We start from the raw sequence: 26,782 nt of genomic DNA, 5'->3' as shown, positions 1-26,782 counted from the left end.
GGGTCGCGGAGGCGGGGCGGGCTCACCCGGCGGTGGAGTCGTGCTCGTCGTGGAGCCAGATCGGCTGCCAGTCGGCCAGCTCGTGGAAGCGGCGCAGCTCCGCGACGGCGCACAGCTCGCCCGTCCAGGCCGCGTAGGGCGGCTGGCCGGCGTCGAAGCCGCTGCGCGCCAGGGTGAGCCGGGTGCCGCCGCCGGAGCCTGCCAGCTCCCAGGTGAACACGCCCGTGCCCGCCCAGTCGATGGACAGCGCCCGGCCCGGGTCCAGGTCGAGGATCCTGCCGCCGTGGCCGTACTGTCCGCCCACGCGCGCGTCGATGTCGACGGGGAAACCGAACCAGCGGCTCACCTGGGCCCCGTCGACCAGCGAGTCGTACACCTCGGCGGGCGGCGCGGCGAGGAGCACGTCCGCGCGCAGCTCGTTCGAGGTGTAGTCGGGCTTGGGGGTGAGGGGGCGGCCTTCGAGGTGGTCCACCAGGTTGGCGATCGACAGCGCCCAGAAGGTCTGCAGTGTGCCCAGGCTGCCCGGATGGGAGAAGTCGAACTCGGTCTGCGACACCGTGACGACGGTTGATCCGGGAGTCTCCTCCCGGAGGCCGATCTCCACGGTGGTCGTCTTGCCCGCCAGCGGCCACGCGAAGCGCAGCGTGTGGTCGTCGACGTGGAGCGGACGTTGGCGGGGGGCGTCGCCCTCCAGGGTGTGGCGGCCCCAGAAGGCGTAGCGGTCCGGCAGCTCGGCTTCGGCGTGCTCGGCCAGCCAGACGCGCATCTGAACGGGGTCGGTGAACGCCTCGTGCACGGTCTTGGCCGGTGCGGAGACGCGGGCGCTCATCGTCAAGGGCTGGGTCATGGTCTTCCCTTCAGAGGGAGGTGGAGCCGCGCGATCAGCTCGGGCGCAGGCCGCCTCGCATTGATATGAAAAGTTTGTACGTAAAAATAAACTTTGTCAATGACGTGATCCACGTCGGGCGGCCACGATCTCGCCTCCTAGACCTCGGGGCCCAGGGGGATGCGGTCGTGGATGCGGGTGGAGAAGATCAGGGTGGTGGTGGTGCGGCCGGCGGTGGCCAGGTGGGTGCAGACGCGTTCCAGCTCGGCCATCGACCGGGCCCACACGGTCAGCACGTAACAGTCCTCGCCGGTGACGTGGCGGCACTCCACGACCTCGGGGATCTGGGAGAGCATCCGGTCGAGCGCGTTCCCGGACGGGTCGTGGGTGCGCACGCGCACGATGGCCTGCAGCTCGAACCCCAGCTTGGCCGCGTCGACGCGAACGCCGTAGCCGGTGATCACTCCCGTGTCCTCCAGCCGGCGAAGACGGTCGGCCACGGCGGGGCGGCTCAGCGACACCCGCCGGGCCAGCCCGGCCACGCTCAGCCGGGCGTCCTCGTGTAGTTCGCGCAGGATCTGCCGGTCAATCAGGTCTAATGCCACTTCGATCGTCACATTTGAAAATTACCGTCATTCCGCTGGCGGAACAGGATTTATCCCGACTTGATTGTCTTCAGGAGGCGGTATTCGCCTTCGTAGGCTTCGAGTATGACAAGCCAGAGGCCGCGCCGTCCGGCACCAGAGCAGAGTCCCGTCAGAACCACTGAAGGGCTGCTCGGCAGGGCGGGTTTTCACGCGCTCGCCCACCTCCACGGGCTCGGGGGCCGCCGCGCCGGAGCCGAAGCCGAGCCCGCCGAGCTCCGCGCCCTGCTGGACGCCCCGCTGCCGGACGGCCCCACCGATCCCGCCGAGGTGATCGACCTGCTCGCCGAGGCCGGCAGGCGCGGGACCGTGGCCAGCCCCGGCCCGCGCTACTTCGGCTTCGTGATCGGCGGAAGCCTGCCCGTCGCGCTGGCCGCCGACTGGATGGTCTCCGCCTGGGACCAGAACGCCGCCGCCTACACGCCCGGCCCGGCCGCGTCAGTGATCGAGGAGGTCTGCGCGCGCTGGCTCGTAGAGCTGTACGGCCTGCCGCGCGAATCGTCGGTGGGTTTCGTCACCGGCGGCCAGATGGCGACGTTCACGGGACTCGCGGCGGCCCGGCACCACCTTCTTGAACGGCACGGCTGGGACGTGCCGGAACGGGGCCTGACCGGAGCCCCGGAGGTGACGATCCTCGCCTCCGCCGAGCGGCACGCCAGCGTGGACCGGGCGCTGCGCTTCCTCGGGTTCGGCTCTGGCGGCGTCCGCGACCTGGCGTGCGACGCCGACGGCGCCGTCGACCCGGCCGCCCTCCGGGACGAACTACACAAGACCCGCCATCCGGCCATCATCTGCCTGCAGGCGGGCAACATCAACACCGGCGCGGTGGACCCGATCGCCGAGGCGTGCGCGCTGGCCCGCGAACACGCTCCAGGAGCGTGGGTGCACGTGGACGGCGCGATCGGGTTGTGGGCCGCGGCCAGCCGGCGGCTGCGCCCCGCAGGGCTGGAACTGGCCGACTCCTGGTCCACGGACGCGCACAAGTGGCTGAACGTCCCCTTCGACTGCGGCATCGCGCTCTGCGCCCATCCGGCGAGCCACCGCGCCGCGATGGGGATCTCCGCCGCGGCGGCCCCGTACGTCGTGCTGTCGGAGCAGACCCGCGACCAGATCGACTGGAACCCGGAGTGGTCGCGGCGGGCCAGATCCGTGCCGGTGTACGCGGCGCTGCGCGCCCTCGGCAGAGAGGGGGTGGCCGACCTGGTGGAGCGCACCTGCGAGCTCGCCCGGCGCTTCGCGGAGCGGTTGCGCGAGGTCCCCGGAGTGGAGGTGCTGAACCGGGTGACGCTGAACCAGGTGCTCGTCGCCTTCCGGGCGGACGACGGCGACCACGACACGCTGACGCGGCGCGTGGTGGACGCGGTCCAGCGCGAGGGCACCTGCTGGCTGGGCGGCACCATCTGGCGCGGCCGCTACGCCATGCGCGTCTCGGTCTCCAACTGGTCGACCACCGAGGACGACGTCGACCGCTCGGTACGGGCGATCCTGGGCGCCCGCGGATCCCTGAGAAATGGTACAGTCGATCGCAGTCGAACATGTGAGCGATAACCAAGCCTAAGCTCGACGTCCCTGTCAGGAGCCGGCCGGTCGATCAGTTTCGCCGCTCCCGATGGTCCACATGGCAAAACATCGGAACGGAGACCACACGTGAGCGAGCCCAAGAGCCATACCCTCGAGGTGCCCGGCGGCATCCTCCACTACGACGTACGCGAGGCCGAGGCGGGCGCCGAGCCGATTCTGCTGATGATCGGATCGCCGATGGACGCCACCGGGTTCGCCGGCCTGGCCGAGCGTTTCCGGGACCGTACGGTGGCGACCTATGACCCGCGCGGGATCGGACGGAGCGAGCGGACCGACGGCGCCGCCGAATCGACGCCCGACCAGCACGCCGACGATCTGCACCGGCTGATCACCGCGCTCGGTGGCGGGCCGGTGGACATCTTCGCCAGCAGCGGCGGCGCGGTCAACGCCCTGGCGCTGGTGGCCCGGCATCCGGAGCAGGTGCGCACCCTCGTGGCCCACGAGCCGCCGGCCGCCCAGGTGCTGCCGGACCGTGAGCAGGCGATGGCCGCGGTCGCGGACGTCCGCCGGACGTACGAGCGCGAGGGGTTCGGGCCGGCGATGGTGAAGTTCATCGCGGTCAGCAGCCTGCGGGGCGAGATCCCGGCCGATCTCGCCGGACGGCCGACTCCGAGCCCGGGCGACTTCGGCCTGCCGGCGGAGGACGACGGTTCCCGGGACGACGCGCTGTTCGCGCAGAACCTCATCAGCTGCACACACCACGAGCATGACTTCGAGGCGCTGCGCACGGCGTCGACCCGCGTCGTCATCGGCGTCGGAGCCGAGTCGGAGGGGGAGATGGCCCACCGCGCGGGCGTGGCGGTCGCCGAGCGGCTCGGCACGACGCCCGTGACCTTCCCCAGTCACCACGGCGGTTTCCTCGACGGCGACTTCGGCATGAAGGGCGACCCGGACGCCTTCGCCGTCACCCTCCGCCAGGTCCTGGCCGGCTGAGACGGCCCGATCCAGCGCACCTGGCACCCCGATGGCCCCGCCACACGTCCGGCGGGGCCATCGCCGGCACGCTCGGTCGGCGAAGTGGATCCACGGTGTCGACCGCCGTACAACAGTCCGGCGTACCTCCCAAGGGGGCGCTCACGACTGGCCAAACCTTAGACAAAACCGGGCATGTCCCGTCGCCATCCCCTCGCCGTCGGCGCTACGTGACGAAAGCATGGATGTTGAGGACGGTGTGCGGAGGATTCCCCGCCCGGCTGCTCGGCAGGACCGCGCCCGAGGCGAAGCGGCTGCGCGAGCTCCTCGGTCTCACCGATCCGTGCCCAGCGGAGATCGCCGAGGTGGCCGCGCTGGCGCTCGGATCGGGGGCGGTCGACGAGGCGCTGAGGGAGGCCAGAAGCCGGGCGGCCGAAGCCCGCGAACAGTTGGCGACCCTGCCCCGCACCCCTGCCCGGGAGTCGCTGTGCCGGCTCGCAGACCACGCCGTGGCCAGGGCGGGCTGACATGGCCGGGCCCGCGTTCGACGCGGTGGTGGTGGGCGCCGGTCCCGCGGGGTCCGCGACCGCGTACCACCTGGCGAAACGAGGCCGGCAGGTGCTCCTCCTCGACCGCAGACGCCTTCCACGGGACAAGTGCTGTGGCGACGGGCTGACCCGCCGGGCCGTACACCTCCTCACTGAGATGGGCATGCTGGACGAACTGAACGAACTGGTGGAGACGTCCCACGCCCGGCGGATCGGCGGGGTCAGCGTGACCATGCGCCACCAGGGCACCCGTGAGTTCGGCTACGAAGGCGGCGTCGGGTACGGCATGGTGGTGCCCCGCCTGGAGCTCGACGCCCGGCTGTGCGCCCACGCGGTCCGAGCCGGGGCCACCCTGTGGACCGCCACCGCCACCAGACTGATCGGCGGGCCGGCCGGCGTCGAGGGCATCGAGGTGGTCCGCGACGGCAGGCCCGTCCGGCTACGGACATCGGTCCTGGTCGCCGCCGACGGAGCGTCGTCCCGCCTGGCCAGGCAGGCCGGGCTGGGTCCAGACGGCGGCCGATGGACCGGTGTCGCCGCCCGCGGCTACTTCATCGGCCTCGAAGAGCTGCCCGACGTGCTGGAGTTCCACCTGCCGCTGGAGGACATGACCGAGCGGTACCTGCTGCCGTCCTACGGGTGGATCTTTCCGCTGGGCCCCGGCCGCGCGAATGTGGGCGTCGGCCTGTTCGAGCCCGAGAAGACCCAGAACGTGAGCGACCTCTACCACCGGTTCGTCGCCGATCTGCGCCGTACCGATCCCCGCTTCCGCCGCGCCCTGGCCGAACGCCCCATGACGGCGGCACCGCTGCGCACCGACTTCGCCCCCGGCCGCTGCGGCGTCCCCGGCCTGCTCCTGGTCGGGGACGCGGCCGGCCTGATCAGCCCGTTCACCGGCGAGGGCATCGGCTTCGCGCTGGAGTCGGGCGCTTTGGCGGCCGAGCACATCGACGAGTCCCTCGGCGCGGACCATGCCGGCCCCGTCCGCCCCGAGGCTTACGCGCGCCGGCTCGGGCTCAGGCACGGCGGGCACTTCGAGACGGGCCGATATTCGGTACGCCGCTACCTGCTGGCCTGGCGAGTGCTCGGCGCCACCTTCCACGACGACCGTCCGCTGTTCTCCTTGTGCCGGCGCCTTGCCCTGTTCCCCGAAGGCGCCTACGCGGAGGTGCTGCTCGACCCCCTGCCGAAGCCGGACCCCGCCATCGACCGGATGCTCCGCCGCGATCTCCTGGCGGTGGCCGAACTGCTCGCGGGCACCGTCCGTGACGACTGGCCGATGTTCGTCAAACTGAACGGGCTCGGGGAGAGCCTGTCCGCACACCGGGTACGGCCCGCCGTTCTCCTCCTGCTGGCCACCTACGTGGGCGGTCATCCCCATTCCCTCGCGCAGGTCATGGCGGCGGCCGTGGACCTGGGCCTCCTCGCCGGCCTCGCGGCCGACAGCGTGCGACAGGCCGGTGAACAGGACGGGCGGCCCGCGTGGGGGAACCGCTTCTCGGTGCTGGCCGCCGATTTCTTCCTGGCCCGAGCCTACGAACTCGCCGCCGCGGGTGGTGGCGCGGTCGCGGCCGAGTTCGCCGAGGCGCTCGCCGCGCTCTGCCAGGGACGGGGGCGCGAGCTGACCGCCGGGGGAGTGGGCGGCCCGGCGGAACGCGACCGGATTTTGCGGGACAAGACCGCCATGGCGTTCGAACTGCCGTGCCGGTTGGGGGCTCGGCTCGGTGGGTGCGACGCGCCCACCACTGAGGCCTTGGCCGCGTACGGACGCCATCTGGGGATCGCGTACTCACTCGTCAAGGGGGCCCAGAGCGACCTGGGGGCTTCGCCGTTCTTCCCGCGGATCTCAGACGACCTCCTGACGGACCAGACGGAACGGCTCGTGGCCGCGCACGCGGCAGAACAGGCACTCGCGCGCGTCCCCGCGTCCCTCGTCCGGGACCTGCTCGCCCGCATCCCCGCAGGGCTGTCGCCCGCCATCGGAGCCGCACCCGAGATGACCCGACGCGCGTAGCGAAAGCCGCGAGGCTGGGAAATCGACGGAACTGGATGAACGCTCCTCGGGGGCCGCGGGCCGTGCGAGGCGGTTGGCGAATGAGGCAGTGGTTGGGAAATGTCGGGATATTTCTGGACATCACATCACAGGTCAGTGATAATCCTGGCGGACGCCTAAAAAATCTTGCTCAGCATCGGTCGGGGGTCAATGACGGCGCGCATTCACGCATTCGCGGACTGCTTACACAATGGCCGAAGGAGGCCGAATGGCACACAGGTTCACGCGACGAGGAATTCTTAAGAAGTCAGCCGCGGTGGCGGCCGGTGCGGCCGGTGTGGTCGCCGTGGGCGAGAGCGCGGCCCTCGGATCAGCAGGCCCCGGCGCGCTGGTCGGACAGGTGACCCGAGTAGACGGTGCGCTGGTCGAGGTGGCGCTCGACGCGGGCGGCACCGTGCTGGTCCCGCCGGTCGGGTTCCCTCCCGGTTGGCAGTTGCGGCCGGGCGACCCTGTCATGGTGATGAAGGCCGAGTTCCACGGCGTGCCCGACCATGCGGCGCCGGTGGTGGTCTCCGTCTCCGGCTCGCTCGGCACGCAGCGCGGACGCTCCGTGAGCGTCGCGGGTGCGAACATGAACATCACCCCGCAGACGATCCAAATGGGCGAGAAGTCGGCGGACGGCTCCCATACGGATGCTTTCTGCATCCGCAACCGGACAGACAATTCTTTGACCGCGGTCGCCTTACGCTTCCATGGCTGAGGCGCAGATGGCGGCATTGCTGCTGACGTTTCCGCTGTCCGGGATCCTGCTCTGGGCAGGGCTCGAAAAGCTCCGGGAACGCGGGCAGTTCATGGGCACCCTCGCGCAACTCGGTTTCGCCGGAAGAGCGGGGAGCCTGCTCGCCGTCGTCGTTCCCGTTGCCGAGATCGTCACGGGCGCCGGCCTGGTTCTGGTCCCATCGGCGACCTGGCCGGTCGCATCGGTCGCCGGGCTGGGAGTGTTGTTCGCCGCCGCCGGACTGCTCGCTCTCCGTACCGGCCGGAACATCACGTGCTCATGCCTCGGCGCGGGTGGCAGCATGCTCGGTCGTCGGCAGATCGGTCTCCTACCGGCCTGGCTGGGCGTGGCCGCCGCGCTGTACCTGCTGGCTCCGGCTTGGCCGGCCTCTCAGGGCATTCAATATCTGGCCGCGGTGACGGTGGGCATCGTCGCAGTGCGCGCCCACGCCCTGGTGAGGCTCGCGTCGAGGTCCGCTGGTTATCGGAAGGCGATCGGCGAGGCGGCCGGAGTCCGCAGGCCCATCGTGATGAGAGCTGAGGGGGTCGAGACGGGATGACGGTCGCACTGTCGGCGTCGGTCGTGATATTGGCGATCTTGGTTTTTCTGCTGCTGGGTTCCCAGGTCGAGATGTATCGGACGATCGAGCAGCTCCGCGAGTACAGCGGGCTGATCGACCGCCCCGTCCCCGTCGCCTTCACACGTTCGGGAGAGCGCCCGAGCGGCGTGGGGCTGCCCGCCGAACTGGATGCGGCGGCCCAGGCTCTTGTGTTGCTGCTCTCGGACAAATGCGCGACGTGCAGGTCGATCGTCGCCTCGCTCGACGGTGCCGTCCCTCGCGACGTGGTCCTGGTGATCGAGGCCGAGGACCCCGACCAGAGCGCCGGGCTGACCATGTCCTACGACCTCGATCCCACCCGCACGATCATCGACTCCACGCGCCACATCGGCGACGCCCTCGGCATCAACACGACCCCGGTGGCCATCGTGGTCGAAGAGGGGCGGTTCACCAGGGCGACCACCGTCCCGTCCTCCCGACAGCTCTACGCGCTGCTCGAGTCGCTGCGCGCCAACCGAACGATCGAGGTCGGCGGGCCGTCCTCGCTGGAGGTGAAGTGATCGTGAAGATGACTGCCCCGCCCCTTACCGGTCCAGTCGCCGAGCACGCCCACGACGAGTCCGTCGGCTTCGAGTCGATCCGTCGTCGCGGCCTGCTCGGAATGCTCTCCAAAGGCGGGATCGCCTTGGTGGGAGGCATCGCCACCATCGTCGCGACCTCCTCCCAGGCCTCGGCGGACGGCTACCACAAAGCCTGCTGCCACCTGGCGAGGAACAACAACTGCAGCCGCGGCTGCCCGAGCAACTGCAGCTTCTGCTGCCCATCCGGCTGGACGAAACGGTCATGGGGCTGCATCGCCGGTGTCCGGCCGATCACGTGCGGAGAGTGTCAGAAGGGCGGCACCTCGTGCTGGAACGGCACCTCGTACACCTGCTCCGTCATGATCGACCAAAACGCCTGCTGACTGATCTGACCGGCCCGTCCCGAGTACGCCGTCGGCTTGTCGTGAACTTTCGCTTCGGCGTGCTCGGTCCGGTCCGTGAAGGGAGGATGAACGGGGTGGAAGTGCTCACGGCCGCCGGGCCGGGCGACCGCCGTCAGGCAGGGCCGCGTCACCGTGCCCCCTGACGCCATAGCCCTGGGGGCGGTCCTGCTGGCGGCGGTGGCCGGGTTCGCCCAGCTGTTCAGCCCTTGAGGCCTCTCCTTCGTCGGCATGTTCAGACCAGCCATGGAGCTGCCGCACCCCCTGGTCCAGGGGGCCACAAAGATCCGTCGCCACCGCGCAGCGCGTCCTCTCGCCGCGCTGGCTGCCGGATTCGTGCTGTCCGCCTCGCTCGTTTTCGGGTTGGTGACCTTCGCCGGCGCCGCGTTCGGGATCGGCTGGTTGCCGGAAGGCGTACGGGTCGCGCTGGCGGGGATTCTCGTCGTGGGCATGCTCCTCGTCGACATCGTCAGTCTCAGGGCCGGGGATGTCTGCAAACTGACGCTTCGCAGGCAGACGCCCAAGGCGTTGGAGGACAGGTTCGGCCCGTACCTGGGCACGTTCATGTGGGGCATCGACACCGGGACGGCGGTGACCACGATCAGGGTGTCCTCCCTGACCTGGGTCACCATCGGCCTCGCACTGCTCCAGCTCGCGCCCTGGTGGCTCGGCCTGGCCTACGGCCTGGGCTTCTCCTTGTCCTTGGCCGCCTGCACGCTCCTCCCGCCCTGGCGACCGGTCAACGCGTTCGGTGAACCCATGTGGGTGCAACGACTGCTCACCCGTTCCCGGCCGGCCGTGCAGGTGGTGTGCATCCTCGGGTTGATCGGTTTCGGTGCCGTCGCCGGCGCGGCCGTCATAGGCGCGCTATGACGGCGGTCCCGCTCCTGTTCGCAGGTGAGGGTCTTGACCTGGCTTGTTCGTGATCAGGCGGCGAGGGTGAGTTCCGGCCGGGCGAGATGGACCTTGGCCAGGCCGCGATAGCGAGTCCGGCGGTGGTGCGCGCCTGCCGGCCCGGGCAAGGCCGGCAGTCCTGGCGGAGAAACGGATGACGATCGCGTCGGTGCCTCATCACGCACCTTCAGCTATGTGGCGCGCTTGCGGGTACGTGCCGAAAGGCGCGTTGGGCTGCGGTCAATCAAGATCCGGGCGTGCCGTCGGTGGATGTGGGGGCGACGGGCTCCAGCGGATGTGGCGTGACTCCAAGCCTGACCACTCCGTCGCTTTGCGGCTCTGCCGCCCACACAAGCCAGTCCGAGCCGACGGCGTCCGAGGCGATGGGTTCGTACGACAGGTGGAAGCCGCCCTTCTTCCCGTCGATCCAGTTGACTGTCGAAGGGTCGGGATCGGACTTCACCATCTGATAGACGACCTGCACGTCACGCTTGCGTACCTCTTCAAGCACCTCGGCCACCGTACGATCGTCCAGCTCCACGCCCTCCAGGACCTCGCCCTTGTCGGTGGCGGAAGCTGCGGCCTGGTAGCGCTCACCAGGCTCCGCCGGCCTGCCCAGCTGAGCTCGTACCTCTCCCTTGAACCCGACAGGAACCCGAACCGCCAGGTAGCAACCCTCCTCGCCGATCTTGCAATTGACGGGTTCGCGGCCACCCGCGAACGTTCCCGCCGGTGTGGTGCCGTCTTCGCCCTGCGTCAGGACCAGGTCTCCCACGAGGGTTGGCGAGACAGGCCTGGGCTGCAACTCGACCTTGAGCCCAACGGCACTGAACGCCTCGGTGTATCTCTCGTGATCGGCGAGCGGATCCTTGATCCGGGCGACCCACTGCCCGCCCTCCTGCCTGATATCGATGGCCGAGCCGGCATAGGACGTGGCACTGCCCACGCCATCCGGCACCAGGCTCGGGCCGACCACAGCGACCGTCACCAGACCCGCCGTCACCACCGCGCCGATGATCAGCCGCCGCGCCGGCACCACGGGCACGGTGCTGGACGACGGGAGAAACCCCCGCCACGCTCGACGAGATCGCCGCGTCTTGTGCGGCTCTCCCGGCTGCCAGCCGATGGCCATGGCCAGCTCGTCGGGATCCCGCAAGGGGATCTGCGATCTCATCTTCTGCAGCGGCTCACTCTCGTCCATCTGCGACTCCTCCCAGTACCTTTCGAACCTTGGTGCGGGCGCGGTTCAACCGTGAGCGCACCGTGCCCACGGGAATGTCCAGGACGTCCGCGACCTGCTGATAGCTGAGCTCGCCCCAGGCGGTCAGCAGCAGGACGTCACGATCTCCCTTGCGTAAGCCGGCCAGCGCGGCCGCCAGATGTGAGGTTCCCGCAGCGGTGGATACCCGCTCGGCGACCATGTCGGCATGGCTTTCCAGTACCGGGTCCACACCGGTGCGAACCAACGCACGGTACAGACGCACCTCCGAGCGGTAGTGGCGGCGTATCAGGTTGGTGGCTATACGCCACAGCCATGGCAACGCATCGCACCGGGCCAGGTCGTAGCCCTCCCGTTTCCAGAAGGCCAGGTGGAAAGTTTCCGCCACGATGTCGTCAGCAAGATCACTGCCGAGGCGACGGGCGGCGTAGCGGTGCAACGACGGGGCGTGCCTGCTGAACAGTGCACCGAAATATTGGGGATCGTCGAGGGACTGCGCGATCAACGTCGCATCGTCCCTCTCATCGCGAATCACGTCAGGTGGGCCCATAGGTGTCCTTCTCGCCCGCAGCTGCTTACACCAACTACTAGCCCGACGTAGCACCAAAGGTTCACGTTGAAGTCACGCCGCCCCCCGCGACCTCCCAAGCACCCCTCGTCCGTCATCGGAACCGCACCGGACGGGTGGTTCAGGCGCGCCTTGGGCGGTAACGCATCGAGGTGATCCCCGAGCTGTACGGCTTGGCCTCGATTGGACTTCACGGTCTCCATTCGGGGTGCTGAGCGGCACCGTGACGATGGTGGCGTCTTGCGGCAAAGTATCCCGATATCGTAATATCCGAAAACGTGAAGTCCGAATCCGTATCACCGGGCCGGTCGGCGCTGCTGGCCTTGCAGCGCGCTACCCACGCCACCTTGCACCTGATCGCCACTGAACTCGTCGACCTCGACCTGACCGCCTCCGAGATCAACGCACTGGCTAACCTCGCCGACGGTCATGGCCGCACCGTCTCCCAGCTGGGGGCCGCGGTCGGGGCCCGCCCCACGACGCTGACCAGCGTGCTGGACCGGCTGGAACGCCGCGGTCACATCACTCGCGGCACGCGCGCCGGCGACCGCCGCTCGGTGCTCATCGAACTGACCGACTCCGGGCGCGCGGCGGCCGCCGTCATCACCCAGACCCTGACCGACATCGAGAACCGCGCGCTGGAGAGCCTGCCCGCCGAAGCGGTCGCCGGCTTCTACGCCGTTCTGGACGCGCTGGTCAAGGAGGGGTCATGACCACACACGACCACGGCCCGCACTCCGGCCACGGCGCGAACGGCACGGACGAGGAGTCCTCGCCGTTCGCCGAGTTGATGGGGGAGGTGATGGCGACCGCCGAGCGGTTCGGGCACCGCCAGCACGTCCAGCTGACTTGGCTGGCCGTCCGGCGCTACGGCACCACTGCGGCGGTCGACCTGGTCAGCGACGGCATCCAGCGCACCGCCCGCTACGCGGGCGCACCGCAGAAGTACAACGCCACCGTCAGCCGGGCCTGGATCGAACTGGTGGGCCACCACGCCGGGCAGTTGGAAACCGCCGACTTCGACGCGTTCGCCGACCAGAACCCCGCGTTGCTCGACAAGAAGCTGCTCGCCCGCTTCTATCGGTCCTCGACGCTGGCAAGCGACCCGGCCAGGACCGGCTGGGTCGAGCCGGACCTCGCTCCGTTCCCCTGGCAGCAAGCCGGCGGGTGAGACGGGGCTCAACTCTCGCCCCTGTCTGCCGGTCTGGTCGACCTTGGGGGGCTGAAGCTGGCCCGCAGGATCGGTAACGGCCCTCCCACCTCGCCTGGCAGCGACGTCGGGAGGGCCGTTCAGCGTGCGGAGGCGCCGTGATAACGGTGAAGGAGGCGTCGGCGATCATCGAACGCAGGCACGGCGGTTGGCGCGTTGATCGCGTGGTTCAGGGATGGTGTGGCGGATGTGCCGCCGACGGGGATAGACGCGGGCGCTGCCGGACTCGCCGGGGATCTCTATCGGGGATCCGGCCGATCCGCCCGTGGCCAGATTGAGGAACCGGATGGAGTGGGTCTTGTGGCCGCTGCGATCAATATAGGCGACCGTCGTTCCGTCCATATGGAGCGCGCCGCCCAGAGTGCCCTGTCTGACCCGTACCATCCGCCAGGTCTCGGTCGAATAGACCGTGGCGACCTCCTGCCCGCGGGTGAGCAGATACTTGTTGTCCGGGCTGAAACTCACCGGGATCTGCCCGGCAGGCAGCGTGTGCACTTCACCAGACACCGAATCCAGGATTCGGTACGGCTGCGCACTGCCGCGATCGAGGATGATGAAACGCCCGGCAGGCGAGATTTCTATCATGAATCGGTTCGTAGTCGACCATTTGACTCCGGGCACGGCACGCACCTTGCCGGTGGTGATGTCCCGGACGACCAGGGCATCGTCCGTCGCCTCCGCCGGAGGTCCCAGCCCCACGGTCAGGACTGCCGCAACCGAAAACAGTGCTTAATCGTCGCGTGAGCTGCATCGCCGCTCCTTGATCGCCGCAAGGCACCCCATTATGTACGACGAGTGCCCTGTCGGTATGTGGCGCGCTTGCGGTTACGTGCCGGAAGTGCGTCGGGCTGCGTTCAATCAAGATCCGGGCGTGCCGTCGGTGGATTTCGGGGCGACGGGCTTCAGCGGTTCCGTTGCAGGTCCCCCGTCGTCCGCCATCGGAGCCGCACCGGCGGGGTGGTTCAGGCGCGCCTTGGGCGGTAACGCATCGAGGTGATCCCTGAGCTGTACGGCTTGGCCTCGATGAGCTCCAGGTCGAGGCGGCCCAGATCGCCGGGGAAGAGTCTCTGACCGGCACCGACGGCGACCGGGATCACGCGGAGCTGGAGCTCGTCCAGCAGACCCGCCCGGATCAGCGAACGGGCGAGCGACAGACTGCCCCAGAGCATGATGTCCCCGCCCGGCTCGCGCTTGAGCTCGGCGACCTTCTCGGCCGCGTCGCCGCGCACCACCCGCGCCGGTTCCCAGTCTCCCCACGGCGCCTTGTCGAGGGTGCTGGAGAAGACCAGCTTGGGCATGGTGTTCACCGACGTGGCGACCGTCTCGTCGGCGGTGGGCCAGTACTCGACGAACATCCGGTACGTCGCGGCACCCAGCAGGACGGTGTCCACGTTCTCCATGATCTGCAGGTTGTCCTGGTCGACCTGGCTGTAGTCGGTGACGGACTCGAAGAAGTCAAGCTCTCCATCTGGTCCGGCCGCGTAACCGTCGACCGTGACGAGCTCTTGGACGATGAGTTTGCGCATGCCGGTCAGACTAGTCGAGCTGATCGAACTCATCGGTTCACACGGGCGGATGTTCGTAGGTGATCGTTTTTGCGGCGACGGCGCGCCGCGGTCGATGACAACCGCGACACTCTGCGCCATCTCCCGCGTTCCGGTCCGACCAGCGCCCCCTCTGTCGCGGAAATCCGACATCAAGCCGCTGATGATCCGAGAGTTCCGACACCATCGGGCGTTACTTCACCTGCCCGAAGAAGGTACGCAGATCCGCGGCCAGCACCTGCGGCGCCTCCATGGCCGGGAAGTGTCCGCCCCGCCGGTGCTCCACCCAGTGGGCGTCGGCGGGCGGGTCGAGCAGCTTCCGGACCGTGGCGTCGGCGCCGAACACCGAGAATCCTTGCGGCACCGCGGGCGGCGCCCCCCACTCGGACGAGTGGGCCTGCTCGTACAGGTAGCGGGCGGCGGAGACGCCGGAGCCGGTGAACCAGTAGAGGCTCACGATCGTGAGCAGCTGGTCCCGGTCGTACGGCAGGTCGGTCCACTCCTCGAACTTCTCGACGATCCAGCCGAGCTGCCCGGCCGGCGAGTCGTTGAGCAGATATCCGATGGTCTGCGGCCGGCTGTTCTGGATCGCCAGGTAGCCGCTGCCTTCGCGCCGGAACTCCGCCATCCGGTCCAGAGCCGGCTTGTCCGCCGGATCCGCCGGGTCCAGCCGGTCGGCCATGCCGGGCAGGAAGGTGGCCGTGTGCGCCGCCGTGAGCGGGTCGGTCACCACGTGCACCCCGGCGACGTGCTCGCCGTCGATGCCGGCGACCGCGCCCGAGACCCCCGCGCCGATGTCACCGCCATGGACGCCGTAGCGGTCGTAGCCGAGGCGGCGCATCAGCTCGGCCCAGGCCCGCGCGGTGCGGCTCATCTCCCAGCCGGGCTTGTGCACCGGGGTGGAGAAGCCGAAGCCGGGCAGCGACGGCGCCACCACGTGGAAATCCTGCCGCAGGTGCCCGATCAGCGTGGTGAACTCGGCGAACGCGCTCGGGTAGCCGTGCGTGATCATCAGTGGGAGGGCGTCGGGATTGTCGGAGCGGACATGCAGGAAGTGGATCCGCTGTCCGTCGATCTCGGTGGTGAACTGCGCGAACTCGTTGAGCCGCGCCTCGGCGGCACGCCAGTCGTAGCCTGACGCCCAGTACGCGGCCAGCTCCCTCAAGAACTCCAGAGGTACGCCGCGGCTCCACCCGGCACCGGGCGGTTCATCGGGCCAGCGGGTCTTCGCCAGCCGGTCGGTCAGGTCGTCGACGGCGGATTGGGGGACGGCGATGGTGAACGGCTCGATACTCATCGGGAGACTCCTCGGATCGTTGGACACCGCCACGGTACGAGCCGATGCGGAAGACTTCTTTCCGCTATCGAAGGCCGGCTTCACCCGGTGAAACCGCGGCCAGGTCGATCTCGGGAATCCAGTGCCGCCGGTCGGCCGGATCGGGCGGGGACACGGGTCGCAGCTGGCCGAGCAACGTTCGCAGCAGCGGGCGCGGGTTGCGCCGGTGCCAGACCACCGACCACGGCATGAGGGGTGTCGGTTCGACGATCGGGATCCTGCGCAGCCCGCTCCCGGCCGCGTCGATGCTCATCTCGCCCAGGCCCACGGCGTTCTTCTCGCGCAGGAACTGCTCCACCAGATGCCGCTGGCCGATCGCGGGCGCGGTGAAGCGCAACGGGACGCCGAACCGGTCGGCGAGGCGTCTCAAGTAGCCGTGCCACTCCGCGGCGCCCGCCGGGTCGGGCATCGCGATGCCGCCTGCTCGCAGGTCGGCGGGCCGCAGCTCGTTCCTCCCCGCGAGCGCGTGATCCTCCGGTACGAACGCGGCCAGCGGCTCCAGATGGATCAGCCGGTACGTCAGCTCCTCCGGCCACGGCCCGGGCAGGTCGTGCGCCCGCCCGAAGGCCGCGTCGATCTCCCGCCGGCGCAGGGCCGGCAGCGCGACCGCCAGCCCCTGCCGCATGCTCAGCTCCACCCGCAACCGCGGATCGCGCTCGCTGGCCTCGCGGACCATGCGCAGCGGTGTGAACCGCTCGTCGTAGACATCCACCCGGACCGGGGCGTCCGCCACGCGGACCGCCTCGACCGCCCGGTCGAACGCGGCGACCGCCTCCACCGCCATGGGCAGGAAGTCCCGCCCCGCCGCTGTCAGCTCGACGGACCGGGTGGTCCGCTCGAACAGCGGCGTGCCCAGCGCCTCCTCCAACCTGCGGATGCGTCTCGACAGCGCCTGCTGGGTGACGAACAGCCGCGCTCCTGCCCTGCCGAAGTGCAGTTCCTCGGCGGTCACGACGAAGGCACGCATGCCTGGGATGTCCGCATCCATGCCGGGAGCCTGGAGCGACAACGATCGGTTGTCAATGCGGCGTCGATCATTGTTGGACGGCGACCTCGATGAGCGGGTTATCTGGTCGCCTGACGTCATCGTTCGGAAGAGAGGGCTGTGCATTGGAGATCGTGGAGATCCGGCGAGGGCTGCACCTGCTGCGGCTGGAGTTCGGGCAGGCCTACCTGTGGAACGACGCGGGCGCGCTCACGCTGGTGGACACGGGCATCGCCACCTCCGGTGACGAGATCGCCGAGGCGATCGGCCGGCTCGGCCTGCGCACGGACGCCGTACGGCAGGTCGTGCTCACCCACTACCACGAGGACCACAGCGGCGGCGCGGCGGCGGTCGCGACGTGGGGGGATGTGACGGTGATGGCTCATCGGCTGGAGGCGCCGGTGATCCGGGGCGAGACGCCCGCGCCGCCACCGAACTTCACCGACGAGGAGCGGGAACTGCACCGCGGTCTCGGTGCCCACCTGCTGCCCCCTGTCCCGCCGTGCCGCGTCGACCGCGAACTGGAGGACGGCGACCTGATCGGTTTCGGCGGTGGAGCCCGCGTGATCGCCACCCCCGGGCACACCGCCGGCAGCATCGCCCTCCACCTGCCGGACGAGGGGGTCCTGTTCACCGGCGACACCGTGGCGCACGTCAACGGCCAGGTCATGCCAGGGGTGTTCAACATCGACCGCGACGAGACGCTCCGCTCGTTCCGCCGGCTCGCGGACCTCGACGCCGAGGTCGCCTGCGTTGGCCACGGCGACCCCATCACGGGCGCGCGCACCGCGCTCCAGAAAGCGGCGGCCGCCATCCCCGCCTGACCGGCCGTCGCCGGCTCTCACCACGACCTCGGGAATGGCGAAAGGCCGGATATTCGCATGCGGGAGCGAATTCGGACCGGCCACTCTTACGACATGAACAGCCATGACGCAGAGCCCGCCACGCCCCCGGTTTCCTCAGGCGAGCTGCTGGGCTTTCCACCGGAGGCCCGGGTGCTCATCGTCAACTGCGACGACCTGGGCATGCACGAGGCCGTCAACGTCGCGGTGATCGACTCCATCGAGCAGGGGATCGCCGCCTCGTGCAGCCTGATGACCCCCTGTCCCGCCGCGCACCACGCCCTGCGACTGCTCGACGACCGGGGCCACGCCGTGCGGGTCTGGCTCCAACCGGGACGGCAGAGGATGCGCGATCAGGGCCTGCCGGTCGTCGACAACCCCTTCCTGGACAGCTTCTCCCTCGCTGTCCAGGACAAGGCGCTCACGTACTCCCGTCTGTTGCGCGATCTCCCGGCCGGGCTCAGCGAGTGGGCGGTGCATCCCAGCCTGGGCACCCAGGAGACGCACGCGATCGACAGTGGGTGGCTCGTGCGCCGGACCGACTACGAGTTCCTCACCTCGGCGGCCGCCCGCGAACTCCTCCGCGACCAGGAGATCATCGTCATCGACTACCGGCTGATCCAACGGGCCTGGACCGGTGGCACTTCGGCCAGGCCCCACTAGGCATCAGTTGTGCGCCACGACCGAGCCGTGCGCGATCTCCTGTGGCCGGGCCACGTCGAGGTCGAACCCGGCGCCCCTGACGTTGTCGTACGTCAGCGTGTCCGTCGGATAGGCCCCCGCCGTCAGCGGCCAGACCACCAGCCGCACCCGGTCGGGGTCGGCGTCGTAGGAGTACTGGACGAACCCGTAGCCCGGCCGGCCGTCGACGCTGCCCGTGCCCTTGACCGCGATCCGGTCGTCGGGCGTGACCACCAGCCATTCGAGGCTGGTCGAGTCGAGATCGAACCCGGCCGGAGTGACCCGGAAGGAGACCTTGCCGTTGCCCGGCTCGGGCCCCTGGTCGTGGGGGAGATACTTCACGTTCGCCTGGAAGTGCCCCTTACCGGTCGCCGGCGGGTCGGCGGTGACCGAGCCGGCGGGCGAGGTCAGCCAGCCGCCCTGAGTGCCGAAGCCCGCGTCCGGATCGTAGACGATCACCATGACCTCGTGCCCGCCGGAGCCGGTGTCGTCGTCGGTGACCTCGGTCTTGATGGTGAACATTCCCGGTCGCGTGTAGACGTGGCTGTCCTGGCAGGTCAGCCCGTCGGCCGCGTGCGTGGACGTCGTGCCGTCGTCCCAGTCGGTCAGGCAGGTGTGGGTGTCGTTGCCGCCCGGGTCGGTGAAGGGCACGCTCAGCGACACGGTGGCACCGGCGCGGAACACCTGCCAGGGCTGGGGAGTAACCGCCGACGCGGCTCGCGCGGCCCTCGGCGTTTCCGTGGCGGGCGCCACGTTCGTCAGCTCCAGCCGTGCCTCGTCGCCGACCGCCGCGTTGACGCCGTCGTACGCCGACAGTTTGAGGGTGAACGTCCCGTCGTCATCGCAGGTCACCGTGGTGCGGGTGGCCGTCGGGGCGGAGAAGGAGCAGGAGGCCCCGGCGTCGACGTCCGGGCCGGGCTCGACGCTCCAGTGGACCGCGGGCGTGCCCTTGTCGTCGTTGGCGAGCCCGGTCAGCTCGATGGCCTGGCCCTCGGCGCCCGTGCGGTCCGGTCCGGCGGAGACGACAGGCGGCTGGTCGGGATCGGGATCCTGGGGGCCGCCCGTGTGGTTGAAGATGGCGCCCCTGTCACCGCCGTTGGCCACGCTCGTGTTGAGCTTCAGGATGTAGCTGCCGTACAGGCCGTAGACGGTCTTGTCGCAGACGCAGTTCGGCCCGCCGACGGCGTCGCCCTCGTCGACGACGATGCCGTTCGCGGCGTCCACGAGCTTCCAGTGCACGGTCGAGCCGAGCTTGGCGCCGATGTCCACCCGTACCCAGTGCTGGCTGCGGTGGGAGCGCAGCGGGTGGTCGGTGCGGCACTCCATGTCCGGCGAGGAGATGAAGCAGTCCTCGTTCTCGAAGTCCCAGCAGGTGTTGTCGCCATTCAGCTCGCGGATTCCGCAGTTGACCTGCTCGGCCACCTTGTTGAGGCGCTTGATGCCGTTGAAGGGCCAGTCGTAGGGGCCGGGGATCTCGACCTCCTCGTTGCGGTCGCTGAGGAAGGCCGTGACGTAGTCGTAGCCCTGGTTGCCGCCGGAGACGTACCCGGCGACGTTCGTGCGCCACTCGTGGTTGCTGCCGCCGAGTTTGCTGAAGCCGACCTTGAGCGCGTGCGTGGTGCCTGGCGGGGCGAAGGACGGCACGCCGTAACGGGGTTCGGCGCGGCGCAGGAGGTCGAGGGCGTAGCCGCGCCGGGTCTCGTTGATGACCTGGTTGGGCGCGCTGAACAGCCGGAACAGCCTGACCTGGTCCCGGGCCGTGGTGTGGGTGTCGCCGAAGGCGCCCTCGTCGTCGGGATAGGTGTTCTCCATGTCCGCCGCCTCGAGGAACGCCCTGAAGAGGTCGCACGGCCGTACGGTGCCGCTGTCGTCCTTGCCGCAGCCGAGCGACTCCCGCCACAGGCGCAGGGAGGTGTCGTTGTCCGACTCGAGGATCATCTTCTCGACCAGCGGCCGCTCGGCCGCGCTGAGGTCCTGCGGCCGGTGGAGCAGGGCGCCCAGGATGGACGCCTTGACCAGGCTGCCGGTCTCGAAGAACTGCTCCGTCGTGCTGTAGCACTCGGTGCCGGTGACGTGGTCGTAGAAGGCGACGCCCGGCTCGCGGAGTCCTTCCAGCCTGACGACGGTCCCCACGTTGACCGCGATGCGGATGAAGTCGGCCATCTGGTCGGCGAACTGCGGATGTTGCTCGGAGGTGCAGGTCACCTCGGGTTCGCGGTCGTACTCACCGGCCCAGGCGGGCTGCCCCGTCACGAACAGGGTGCCGATCAGCGCCGCGAGCGCGACGACGGCCTGGGGTAAGCCCTTCTTCCCCGTCTTTCCCATCACTTTTCCTCTCTTGGCACGGCGACGCGACCCGGCACCGGTGACGGGCGAGTGGGCGGGCGTCGTCGCGCATCCCCGTGGAACCGAAGAGCGCCTCGACTCTTCAGCTCGGCTTTGTGGTGAAGGCTGCCTTAATGTACATTTCGCCGCCGAATGTGGACCAGAGCTCGTATCGTTCCAAGTCGCACCGGTTTCGCGGATTTCACGCGGCGAAGCGCTCGTCGATCTCCTCGCCGGTCAGCCCGAAGTCGGCCAGGTCGTACCGGTGGGCCGGACGGCCCCCGCCGGAGCGGCTCTCCTCGTGCAGCCGGGCCATGGCCGCGCGGGCCGCGTCGCCGAGCGGCAGCCCGAACCGGGCGTAGACCGTTTCGACGGTGCCCAGCGGGTCGCGGACGAACGCGTCGTAGTCGACGTCGCAGAACCGGGCCGGGTCGTGCCGGGCCCGCTCGGCCCGGAACCGGTCGAGGCCCCGGCTCCACAGCTCCACCTGGTCCCGCCCGATCAGCGCGCCGGTGAACACCTCCGACCAGCCCTCGGTCGCGTGGGCGGCGAGGCTGCACATCGACGCCATCGCCGTCCGCGGTGAGCGGTGCGTCTGGACGACCAGCGCGTCCGGATAGACCTCCATCAGCGCGTCCAGGGCGAACAGGTGGCTCGGGTTCTTCAGCACCCAGCGCCGGCCGGGCTCGCGCAGCCCGATGAGCCGCAGGTTGCGCCGGTGCCTGCGGTAGGCCGCGGTCCAGTCCTGGCCGTCCAGCCAGGCGGAGTAGGACGGCAGGTGGGCCAGGCACTCGAAGGAGACCGACCGCATGGACTGGCGCAGCAGCCGCCAGCACTCCTCGACCTGCCCGGCGGACATGTAGTGCACGCCCATGAACTCGGGGTTGCGCACGTGGTGCCGTTCGTAGGCGGCCTGGATCCGCTGGAAGGCCGGGTTCGCCGGCCAGGTCTCCTGAGGCGGGCGCGGCTGCGGCACCTCGGTCAGCCACACCTCCAGCCCTTGGTTCGCCGGGTCGGCGGTGAGCAGCCGGTGCAGGGCGGTCGTGCCGGTGCGCGGCAGCCCGGTGACGAAGATCGGCCGCTCGACCGGCACCTCCGCGTGCTCGGGGTGCTCCCGCCAGGCCGCCTCCGACAGCAGCCGCGAGGTCAGCGCCCCGCGCAGCGTCGCGCGCGTCACCTTGACGCCCAGCGGCGTGAGCGCCTCGTCGCGGGCGTAGGACTCCAGCAGCGCTTCGAGCCCGTCGAGGTACGGGTCCTCGCCGAAGTCGTCCAGCCCTGTGTAGGTGGTGGCCGAGGCGAGCAGGTCCGCGGCCGTGCCGACACCCGTGTCCGTGGTCATCGTCGCCGTCCCTCCGGGGTCAGTGGTGCCATTCGCCGCAGTTGACGTCGAGGCACTGGCCGGTGACCGCCCGCGCGAGCGGGGACAGCAGGAACACCACCGTGTCCGCGACCTCGTCGGGCTCGGGCAGCCGGCGCAGGTCCAGCGTGGCGGCGATCTCGTCGTACACCTGCTGGGCCGGGACGCCGCGCTCGCGCCCGAGGTAATGGAAGTACCGCTTCAGGTTGTCCGCCCAGATGTAGCCCGGCGCGATCGAGTTGACCCGGATGCCCTGCGGTCCGAGCTCGGTCGCCAGGCTCTGCGACAGAGCGAGCAGCGCGGCTTTGGCGATCTTGTACACGCCGAACGTCCGCCTGGAGTGCCGCAGCACCGCCGAGTTGATCATCACGACGGAGCCGCCGCGCTCGGCCAGGGCGGGGGCGAAGAGCTGGGTGAGCCGCAGCGCGGCCAGCAGGTTGGTCTCGAAGGCGGCGCGCACCACGTCGAGGTCCACGGTGGTCAGGTCCGTCAGCGGCGGCATCGCGAAGGCGTTGTTGACCAGGCCGTCCACCCGGCCGTACGACTCCAGCGCCGTCTCGGCCAGCTCCCGGCACGACGCCTCGTCGGTGATGTCGGTCCGCACCGCGACCGCGCGGCGGCCCAGCTCCGCCACCTCCTTGGCCACCTCGGCCAGCCGCGCCTCGTTCCGCGCGGCCAGCACCACGTCGGCGCCGGCTTTGGCGCACTGAAGCGCCAGCCCGCGGCCCAGCCCCGGCCCGGCACCGGAGATGACGACGACCCGGTTCGCCAGAGACATCAGCCCAGCATCCTCTTCGCGACGGCGGTCTGGCGCGCGGCGATCCGGCTCGCCCACTCGCTCGGGGTCACCCGTTGCCGTTCGTAATGGGGGAGCCGCTCCGGCAACTCGCCGAACGGGATCACCTCCACCTCGGGGCCGTCGTCCGGCTTGAGCTCGCGGGCCAGCCGCTGCCAGCGGAACTGCAGGTAGCCGCGGCGGTGCCCGGTGCGCTCGATCCAGTTGGCCAGGCCGGGATCGCGCTCGCTGACGACGTAGCGGATCATCCCGTCAGGGTCGGCCCGCGCCTGGCCGGCCGTGAGGCTCGTCTGGTGGTTGATGTAGTCCAGCGAGACGTACCACATGCTGCCGAGCTGGAAGCCCTGGTACGGCGCGACGGCGCGGCCGGCGACCGGCACGGTGATCACCATGACCTGGTCGTCGTCGAGGTCGTAGTGGCCGACCGACGAGTACTGGGTGGCGAGCCCGCCCGGGGTGGGCCGCGGCTCGGTCATCGTGTTGACCGGCAGCGTGAGGTAGTGCCGCTCCGGGAAGGCGAGGAACGTGCGCAGCCGGGAGACCAGCATCCGGCCCGCGATCTCGTACCTCCTGGCCATCCGCTCGGCCGTGGGCGGCGGGGGAGCGGTGCCGAGCGCGCCGGCCCGGTGGACGCGGATCTCGCCGGGCCGCTCGGTGTCCCAGTCGCTGAAGACCTCGCGCGCGATCAGCATCGCCGCGCCCGGCCCCAGCGTGAACCGGTTCGGGCCCGTCCCGGCTCCGGCGGGGCCGAACCGCAGCTCGTACGATCCGTCCGCGGCGATCTCGATGTCGCGGTCGTCGAACGCGGTGAGGCTGTCGGGCGAGCGTGACGGCGAGTAGTCGCCGTTGAGCACCTGGAAGCTCAGGTCGGCCGTGCTGCCCCGGCGGCCCGTGACCACGTATTCGGCGTCGTCGCGCAGGTAGGCGTGGAAGTAGAGGGTGTCCGGGTTGTCCAGCCCGAGCTTGGTGTAGGGCCCGGTGGAGGTGGCGAAGTAGGGGAAGTCCCGGTCGTAGGCCCAGACCATGTGCAGCGTCGCCTTGATGCTGCCGGCCAGGTAGTCCAGCCCCTCGGCCAGGTCCTGGTCGGTCCGCACGTGGGGCGCCGACCGGATGATCCGCTCGGCTTCGGCGATCGCCTCGGCGAATGACTGCGTGGCCACCGGACTCCCTCGTGGTCGCGGTACACCCGGGTACCGGAGCGGTCGGCTTCCTTCCAGGTGAGAGTAGAACCCGTTCTAGGAGGGGTCAATGGGCGATCGGCCCGCGGCGGGATCAGACCAGCGGTTCGCGGTGAACTTCAGGCTGGGCAGATCGTCGAGGGAGACGGTGTACTCGTACGTGCGGCGGTGGCTGGTGGCGGCGATCCGCCACCGCCCGTCGGAGCAGCGGCGGTAGGTGTCGCTGTAGTAGGCCGACCCCCGGATCAGCAGCCGGTACGCCATGGCGATCACGGTGTCGTCCAGGCACCACGTGCCGGTGGCGTGGTCGCCGTCGACCTCGATCTCGGGATGGCTGACGACGTGCGTGGTGATCATCTCGGGGCCGAGCTCGCGGCGCAGGTAGCCGACGATGTCCGCGCGGCCGTCCAGGTGCAGCGGGTGGCCGACGACCGGGGCGTCGTAGTCGGCCACCGCGTCCTCGGTGAGCGTGTCGGCGAGCTCGTCCCAGAGCTTCAGGTCGACGGAGCGCAGGTAGCGCGCCTTCGCCAGGCGGATCTCCTCCAGCGCGATCAGGTCCATGCGCCCCAGCATGCGCCCCTGCCGCGCCGCTGACAAGAACGTGTTCTAGTGCAGGGGGCGTGGATCCTTCGCGGGCCAGTTGGCCAGCGCGATGTGCAGGCCGTCGAGGGATCGTTCCCAGGATCTCCGCACGTCGCGCGGATGCCTGAACCCGCCGTTGGCCTCCAGGGTGACGTAGCCGTGGAAGGCGCTGCGCAGCAGGCGGCCCGCATCGGTCAGGTCCGGCTCGACCAGGTCGTACGCGCGGAGCATCGCGTGGGTGAGCTCGACGGTGCGGACGTGGACGGTGGATCCCGCGAGGACGGCGGGGCTCGGCTGCACCGCCTGGGTCGCGGTGTAGCGGCCGGGGTGGGCCAGCGCGTAGTCGCGGTAGGCGTTGGCGAACGCGACCATGGCGTCCTTGCCGGCCCGGCCCGCGACCGCCGCGGCGATGCGGTCGGCCAGCTCTTCCGCGGCCAGCAGCGCGACCCGTTCGCGCAGCTCCCGAAGGTTCCTGACGTGCGAGTAAAGGCTCGCGTCCTTGACCCCGAAGCTCCGCGCCAGCGCGGACACGGTGATGTTCTCGAAGCCGACGGCGTCCGCGAGATCCGCGGCCGCCCTCGTCACGCGCTCGGCTGTCAGCCCCGCACGGGCCATCCGCCACCTCTGTTTTCCTAGGCTAAATAAGTGTTTGCCTAATATATCTAGGAACTGTAGCGTTCCGCGCCATGCAAGCAGTCACTGAACAGCAGATCCGCGCATCGTTCGTCAACTGCTCCAAGGGGGAGGCCAAGCGGCTGACGCTGCCGCGGGGCCTGGCCGAGCAGCCCTGGGACGACCTTGACTTCCTGGGCTGGCGCGACCCCGGCGCGCCCGACCGCGGCTACCTCGTCACCGAGCACGGCGGCGATGTCGTCGGCGTGGCGCTCCGCCTGGCCGCCCAGCAACGCGGGCACCTCCACCGTGGCATGTGCTCCCTGTGCCTGACCACACACCCCGGCAACGGCGTCTCCCTCTTGGCCGCCCGGCGAGCGGGTCAGGCCGGCCGGGACGGCAACTCCGTCGGCGTGTACGTGTGCAGCGACCTCGACTGCTCCCTGTACGTGCGCGGCAGGAAGATCCCCGACCTGGGCGGGCGGCTTGAGGAGTCCCTGACGGTCGAGGAGCAGATCGATCGCACCAGGAGCAAGCTGTCGGCCTTCCTGGACAAGGTCCTGGCCTGAACCGGCATGACCGGGAACACATCGCATCCGTTGACCACGCGTCAGGAGAGAGAGGATCACCTTGAAGAGCAGTGGGTGGGCCGACGAGCGGTTCGGGGCGGTCGCTGACGCGTTCTCCCGGAACTTCACCGACCACGGTGAGCTCGGCGCGGCCGTCACCGTGTACGCCGGCGGACGCAAGGTCGTCGACCTGTGGGGCGGGATCGCCGACCCGCGCGACGGCCGCCCGTGGGCGGAGGACACGGTCGTGCCGGTCTTCTCCTGCGCCAAGGGCGTCGTCAGCGTCTGCGCCCACCTCCTCGCGCAGCAGGGTCGGCTGGATCTCGACGCCCCGGTGAGCCGCTACTGGCCGGAGTTCGCCCGGCACCGCAAGGGGGCGATCACGCCGCGCATGGTGCTCGGGCACCGCGCCGGGCTGCCCGTCCTCGACCGCGTGCTGAGCTTCGCGGAGATCACCCGGTGGGCGCCGGTGGTTCGCGCGATCGAGGAGCAGGAGCCGCTGTGGAAGCCGGGGGACGCCTACGAGTACCACGGCCATGTCTTCGGCTTCCTCATCGGCGAGGTGATCCGCCGGATCACCGGACTCACTCCCGGCGGGTTCTTCCGCCAGGCCGTCGGTGACGCGCTGGGGCTGCGCACCTGGATCGGCCTGCCGCGGGACGAGGACGCGCGGCTGGCCAGGCTCGTCGAGGCCGAGGGCCGCCCCGCGATGCCCGGCCCCGAATCGCTGATCACGCGCATGGTGACGATGAACGGCGCGCTCGCCTTCCCCGGCCTGGACGAGCCCCACGGCTGGAACGATCCCGCGCTGCTCCGGGCGGAGCTTCCCGGGGCGGGCGCGGTCTCGTCCGCGAGCGGCCTGGCCGGCCTGTACGCCGCGGCCGCGACCGGGGTGGACGGCTCGGACCGCCTGCTCACCCACGACACCGTCACCGACCTGGTGCGCGAGGTGTCGGCCGGGGCCTCCTGGTCGGGCCTGCCGGACGTGGGCGCCCGGTGGGGGAGCGGCTTCCTGCTGCACGCGCCCCGGTTCCGGTCCATGCTCGGCCCGCGCGGCTTCGGCAACGACGGCGCGGGCGGGCAGTTCGGCTTCGGCGACGACGAGTTCGGCGTGGGCTTCGGCTATGTCGCCAACCGCATGATCGGCCACGGCGACGGGCGCGCCGACCGGCTCGTCGCGGCGGTGCGGAAGTCACTGAAGATATGAATCTACATTGTAAAGGCGCTGGCCAGTGGTACCTCCCTGAGCAGCACAGAAAGA

29 protein-coding genes are annotated in these 26,782 nt (G+C 70.0%); 15 read left to right on the top strand and 14 right to left on the bottom strand.

From position 1 onward, the window contains the following. Nucleotides 1-22: 22 nt before the first annotated feature. Nucleotides 23-847 carry an SRPBCC family protein gene (locus AB0I38_RS04305; RefSeq protein ID WP_358461646.1) on the bottom strand — a complete coding sequence of 275 codons (825 nt, stop codon included), beginning with the start codon at nt 845-847 and terminating at the stop codon, nt 23-25. A gap of 137 nt (nt 848-984) precedes the next feature. After that, entirely contained in the window at nt 985-1,443 is a 459-nt protein-coding gene (locus AB0I38_RS04300; RefSeq protein ID WP_358461643.1) for an Lrp/AsnC family transcriptional regulator, read from the bottom strand. A gap of 93 nt (nt 1,444-1,536) precedes the next feature. On the opposite strand from AB0I38_RS04300, the gene AB0I38_RS04295 reads away from it, so the two are divergent. The 9 genes from AB0I38_RS04295 to AB0I38_RS04255 all read left to right on the top strand — a co-directional run bounded on the left by AB0I38_RS04295 (nt 1,537) and on the right by AB0I38_RS04255 (nt 9,696). Beyond that, nucleotides 1,537-3,018, top strand: a complete 1,482-nt coding sequence (locus AB0I38_RS04295) for a pyridoxal phosphate-dependent decarboxylase family protein (RefSeq protein WP_358461640.1) — start codon at nt 1,537-1,539, stop codon at nt 3,016-3,018. Nucleotides 3,019-3,117: 99 nt separating this feature from the next. Further along, entirely contained in the window at nt 3,118-3,984 is an 867-nt protein-coding gene (locus AB0I38_RS04290) for an alpha/beta fold hydrolase (protein ID WP_358461638.1), read from the top strand. Nucleotides 3,985-4,220: 236 nt separating this feature from the next. Continuing rightward, nucleotides 4,221-4,490: a hypothetical protein gene (locus AB0I38_RS04285; RefSeq protein WP_358461635.1), complete on the top strand. Its 270-nt coding sequence runs from the start codon at nt 4,221-4,223 to the stop codon at nt 4,488-4,490. A gap of 1 nt (nt 4,491) precedes the next feature. Continuing rightward, a complete protein-coding gene (locus tag AB0I38_RS04280; protein ID WP_358461632.1) occupies nt 4,492-6,525 on the top strand; it encodes a geranylgeranyl reductase family protein in 2,034 nt (677 codons plus the stop codon). A gap of 295 nt (nt 6,526-6,820) precedes the next feature. Beyond that, on the top strand, nt 6,821-7,264 hold the full coding sequence (locus AB0I38_RS04275; protein ID WP_358461629.1) for a hypothetical protein: 444 nt from the start codon (nt 6,821-6,823) through the stop codon (nt 7,262-7,264). Next, nucleotides 7,257-7,841: a MauE/DoxX family redox-associated membrane protein gene (locus tag AB0I38_RS04270; RefSeq protein WP_358461626.1), complete on the top strand. Its 585-nt coding sequence runs from the start codon at nt 7,257-7,259 to the stop codon at nt 7,839-7,841. Before AB0I38_RS04275 ends, AB0I38_RS04270 begins: the two co-directional genes overlap by 8 nt. Nucleotides 7,842-7,879: 38 nt before the next feature. Next, on the top strand, nt 7,880-8,401 hold the full coding sequence (locus AB0I38_RS04265) for a hypothetical protein (RefSeq protein WP_358461623.1): 522 nt from the start codon (nt 7,880-7,882) through the stop codon (nt 8,399-8,401). A gap of 2 nt (nt 8,402-8,403) precedes the next feature. Continuing rightward, entirely contained in the window at nt 8,404-8,805 is a 402-nt protein-coding gene (locus AB0I38_RS04260) for a hypothetical protein (RefSeq protein WP_358461620.1), read from the top strand. Nucleotides 8,806-9,054: 249 nt separating this feature from the next. Beyond that, nucleotides 9,055-9,696: a hypothetical protein gene (locus tag AB0I38_RS04255; protein WP_358461617.1), complete on the top strand. Its 642-nt coding sequence runs from the start codon at nt 9,055-9,057 to the stop codon at nt 9,694-9,696. A 265-nt stretch (nt 9,697-9,961) separates the two neighbouring features. Here the strand turns inward: AB0I38_RS04255 and AB0I38_RS04250 are convergent, their stop codons facing one another. Together AB0I38_RS04250 and AB0I38_RS04245 are read right to left on the bottom strand one after the other, a co-directional pair. Beyond that, entirely contained in the window at nt 9,962-10,849 is an 888-nt protein-coding gene (locus AB0I38_RS04250; protein WP_358461614.1) for a hypothetical protein, read from the bottom strand. 55 nt (nt 10,850-10,904) lie between these two features. Then, the gene (locus tag AB0I38_RS04245; protein ID WP_358461611.1) at nt 10,905-11,486 is read right to left on the bottom strand and encodes an RNA polymerase sigma factor; all 582 of its coding nucleotides are present in this window, start codon (nt 11,484-11,486) and stop codon (nt 10,905-10,907) included. Between the two features lie 296 nt (nt 11,487-11,782). On the opposite strand from AB0I38_RS04245, the gene AB0I38_RS04240 reads away from it, so the two are divergent. Together AB0I38_RS04240 and AB0I38_RS04235 are read left to right on the top strand one after the other, a co-directional pair. Continuing rightward, nucleotides 11,783-12,217: a MarR family winged helix-turn-helix transcriptional regulator gene (locus AB0I38_RS04240; protein ID WP_358461608.1), complete on the top strand. Its 435-nt coding sequence runs from the start codon at nt 11,783-11,785 to the stop codon at nt 12,215-12,217. Then, entirely contained in the window at nt 12,214-12,675 is a 462-nt protein-coding gene (locus tag AB0I38_RS04235) for a hypothetical protein (RefSeq protein ID WP_358461605.1), read from the top strand. Before AB0I38_RS04240 ends, AB0I38_RS04235 begins: the two co-directional genes overlap by 4 nt. Nucleotides 12,676-12,840: 165 nt before the next feature. Here AB0I38_RS04235 and AB0I38_RS04230 read toward each other — a convergent pair whose 3' ends face one another. The 4 genes from AB0I38_RS04230 to AB0I38_RS04215 form a co-directional block, all read right to left on the bottom strand. Further along, nucleotides 12,841-13,413: a hypothetical protein gene (locus AB0I38_RS04230; protein WP_358462290.1), complete on the bottom strand. Its 573-nt coding sequence runs from the start codon at nt 13,411-13,413 to the stop codon at nt 12,841-12,843. A gap of 263 nt (nt 13,414-13,676) precedes the next feature. Beyond that, complete coding sequence (locus AB0I38_RS04225; RefSeq protein WP_358461602.1) at nt 13,677-14,240, bottom strand: dihydrofolate reductase family protein; 564 nt, start codon at nt 14,238-14,240, stop codon at nt 13,677-13,679. Between the two features lie 211 nt (nt 14,241-14,451). Beyond that, complete coding sequence (locus AB0I38_RS04220) at nt 14,452-15,555, bottom strand: epoxide hydrolase family protein (RefSeq protein WP_358461599.1); 1,104 nt, start codon at nt 15,553-15,555, stop codon at nt 14,452-14,454. 64 nt (nt 15,556-15,619) lie between these two features. Further along, nucleotides 15,620-16,582 (bottom strand): LysR family transcriptional regulator, encoded by a 963-nt coding sequence (locus AB0I38_RS04215; RefSeq protein WP_358461596.1) that lies wholly within the window; start codon nt 16,580-16,582, stop codon nt 15,620-15,622. Nucleotides 16,583-16,713: 131 nt separating this feature from the next. Between AB0I38_RS04215 and AB0I38_RS04210 the strand changes: the two genes are divergently transcribed. Together AB0I38_RS04210 and AB0I38_RS04205 are read left to right on the top strand one after the other, a co-directional pair. Further along, entirely contained in the window at nt 16,714-17,403 is a 690-nt protein-coding gene (locus tag AB0I38_RS04210; RefSeq protein WP_358461593.1) for an MBL fold metallo-hydrolase, read from the top strand. A 93-nt stretch (nt 17,404-17,496) separates the two neighbouring features. Further along, nucleotides 17,497-18,084, top strand: coding sequence for a ChbG/HpnK family deacetylase (locus tag AB0I38_RS04205; protein WP_358461590.1), 588 nt, complete (start codon nt 17,497-17,499; stop codon nt 18,082-18,084). A 3-nt stretch (nt 18,085-18,087) separates the two neighbouring features. Here AB0I38_RS04205 and AB0I38_RS04200 read toward each other — a convergent pair whose 3' ends face one another. The 6 genes from AB0I38_RS04200 to AB0I38_RS04175 form a co-directional block, all read right to left on the bottom strand. Beyond that, the gene (locus tag AB0I38_RS04200; RefSeq protein ID WP_358461587.1) at nt 18,088-20,427 is read right to left on the bottom strand and encodes a hypothetical protein; all 2,340 of its coding nucleotides are present in this window, start codon (nt 20,425-20,427) and stop codon (nt 18,088-18,090) included. A 202-nt stretch (nt 20,428-20,629) separates the two neighbouring features. Next, a complete protein-coding gene (locus AB0I38_RS04195; RefSeq protein ID WP_358461584.1) occupies nt 20,630-21,766 on the bottom strand; it encodes a sulfotransferase family protein in 1,137 nt (378 codons plus the stop codon). Between the two features lie 19 nt (nt 21,767-21,785). After that, nucleotides 21,786-22,562: an SDR family oxidoreductase gene (locus AB0I38_RS04190; protein ID WP_358461581.1), complete on the bottom strand. Its 777-nt coding sequence runs from the start codon at nt 22,560-22,562 to the stop codon at nt 21,786-21,788. Continuing rightward, a complete protein-coding gene (locus tag AB0I38_RS04185; RefSeq protein WP_358461578.1) occupies nt 22,562-23,740 on the bottom strand; it encodes a hypothetical protein in 1,179 nt (392 codons plus the stop codon). Before AB0I38_RS04185 ends, AB0I38_RS04190 begins: the two co-directional genes overlap by 1 nt. A 75-nt stretch (nt 23,741-23,815) precedes the next feature. Then, on the bottom strand, nt 23,816-24,319 hold the full coding sequence (locus AB0I38_RS04180) for a nuclear transport factor 2 family protein (protein ID WP_358461575.1): 504 nt from the start codon (nt 24,317-24,319) through the stop codon (nt 23,816-23,818). Nucleotides 24,320-24,364: 45 nt separating this feature from the next. Continuing rightward, nucleotides 24,365-24,955: a TetR/AcrR family transcriptional regulator gene (locus AB0I38_RS04175; RefSeq protein WP_358461572.1), complete on the bottom strand. Its 591-nt coding sequence runs from the start codon at nt 24,953-24,955 to the stop codon at nt 24,365-24,367. 71 nt (nt 24,956-25,026) lie between these two features. Between AB0I38_RS04175 and AB0I38_RS04170 the strand changes: the two genes are divergently transcribed. Together AB0I38_RS04170 and AB0I38_RS04165 are read left to right on the top strand one after the other, a co-directional pair. After that, complete coding sequence (locus AB0I38_RS04170) at nt 25,027-25,521, top strand: FBP domain-containing protein (protein WP_358461569.1); 495 nt, start codon at nt 25,027-25,029, stop codon at nt 25,519-25,521. Between the two features lie 61 nt (nt 25,522-25,582). Continuing rightward, nucleotides 25,583-26,728 (top strand): serine hydrolase domain-containing protein, encoded by a 1,146-nt coding sequence (locus AB0I38_RS04165; protein ID WP_358461567.1) that lies wholly within the window; start codon nt 25,583-25,585, stop codon nt 26,726-26,728. Nucleotides 26,729-26,782 lie beyond the last annotated feature (54 nt).

Source organism: Nonomuraea cavernae (assembly GCF_040655715.1).
GTDB classification, from domain to species: domain Bacteria; phylum Actinomycetota; class Actinomycetes; order Streptosporangiales; family Streptosporangiaceae; genus Nonomuraea; species Nonomuraea cavernae_A.
Note: the sequence above shows the minus strand (reverse complement) of the source record. Positions and strands in the feature narration are given on the sequence as shown.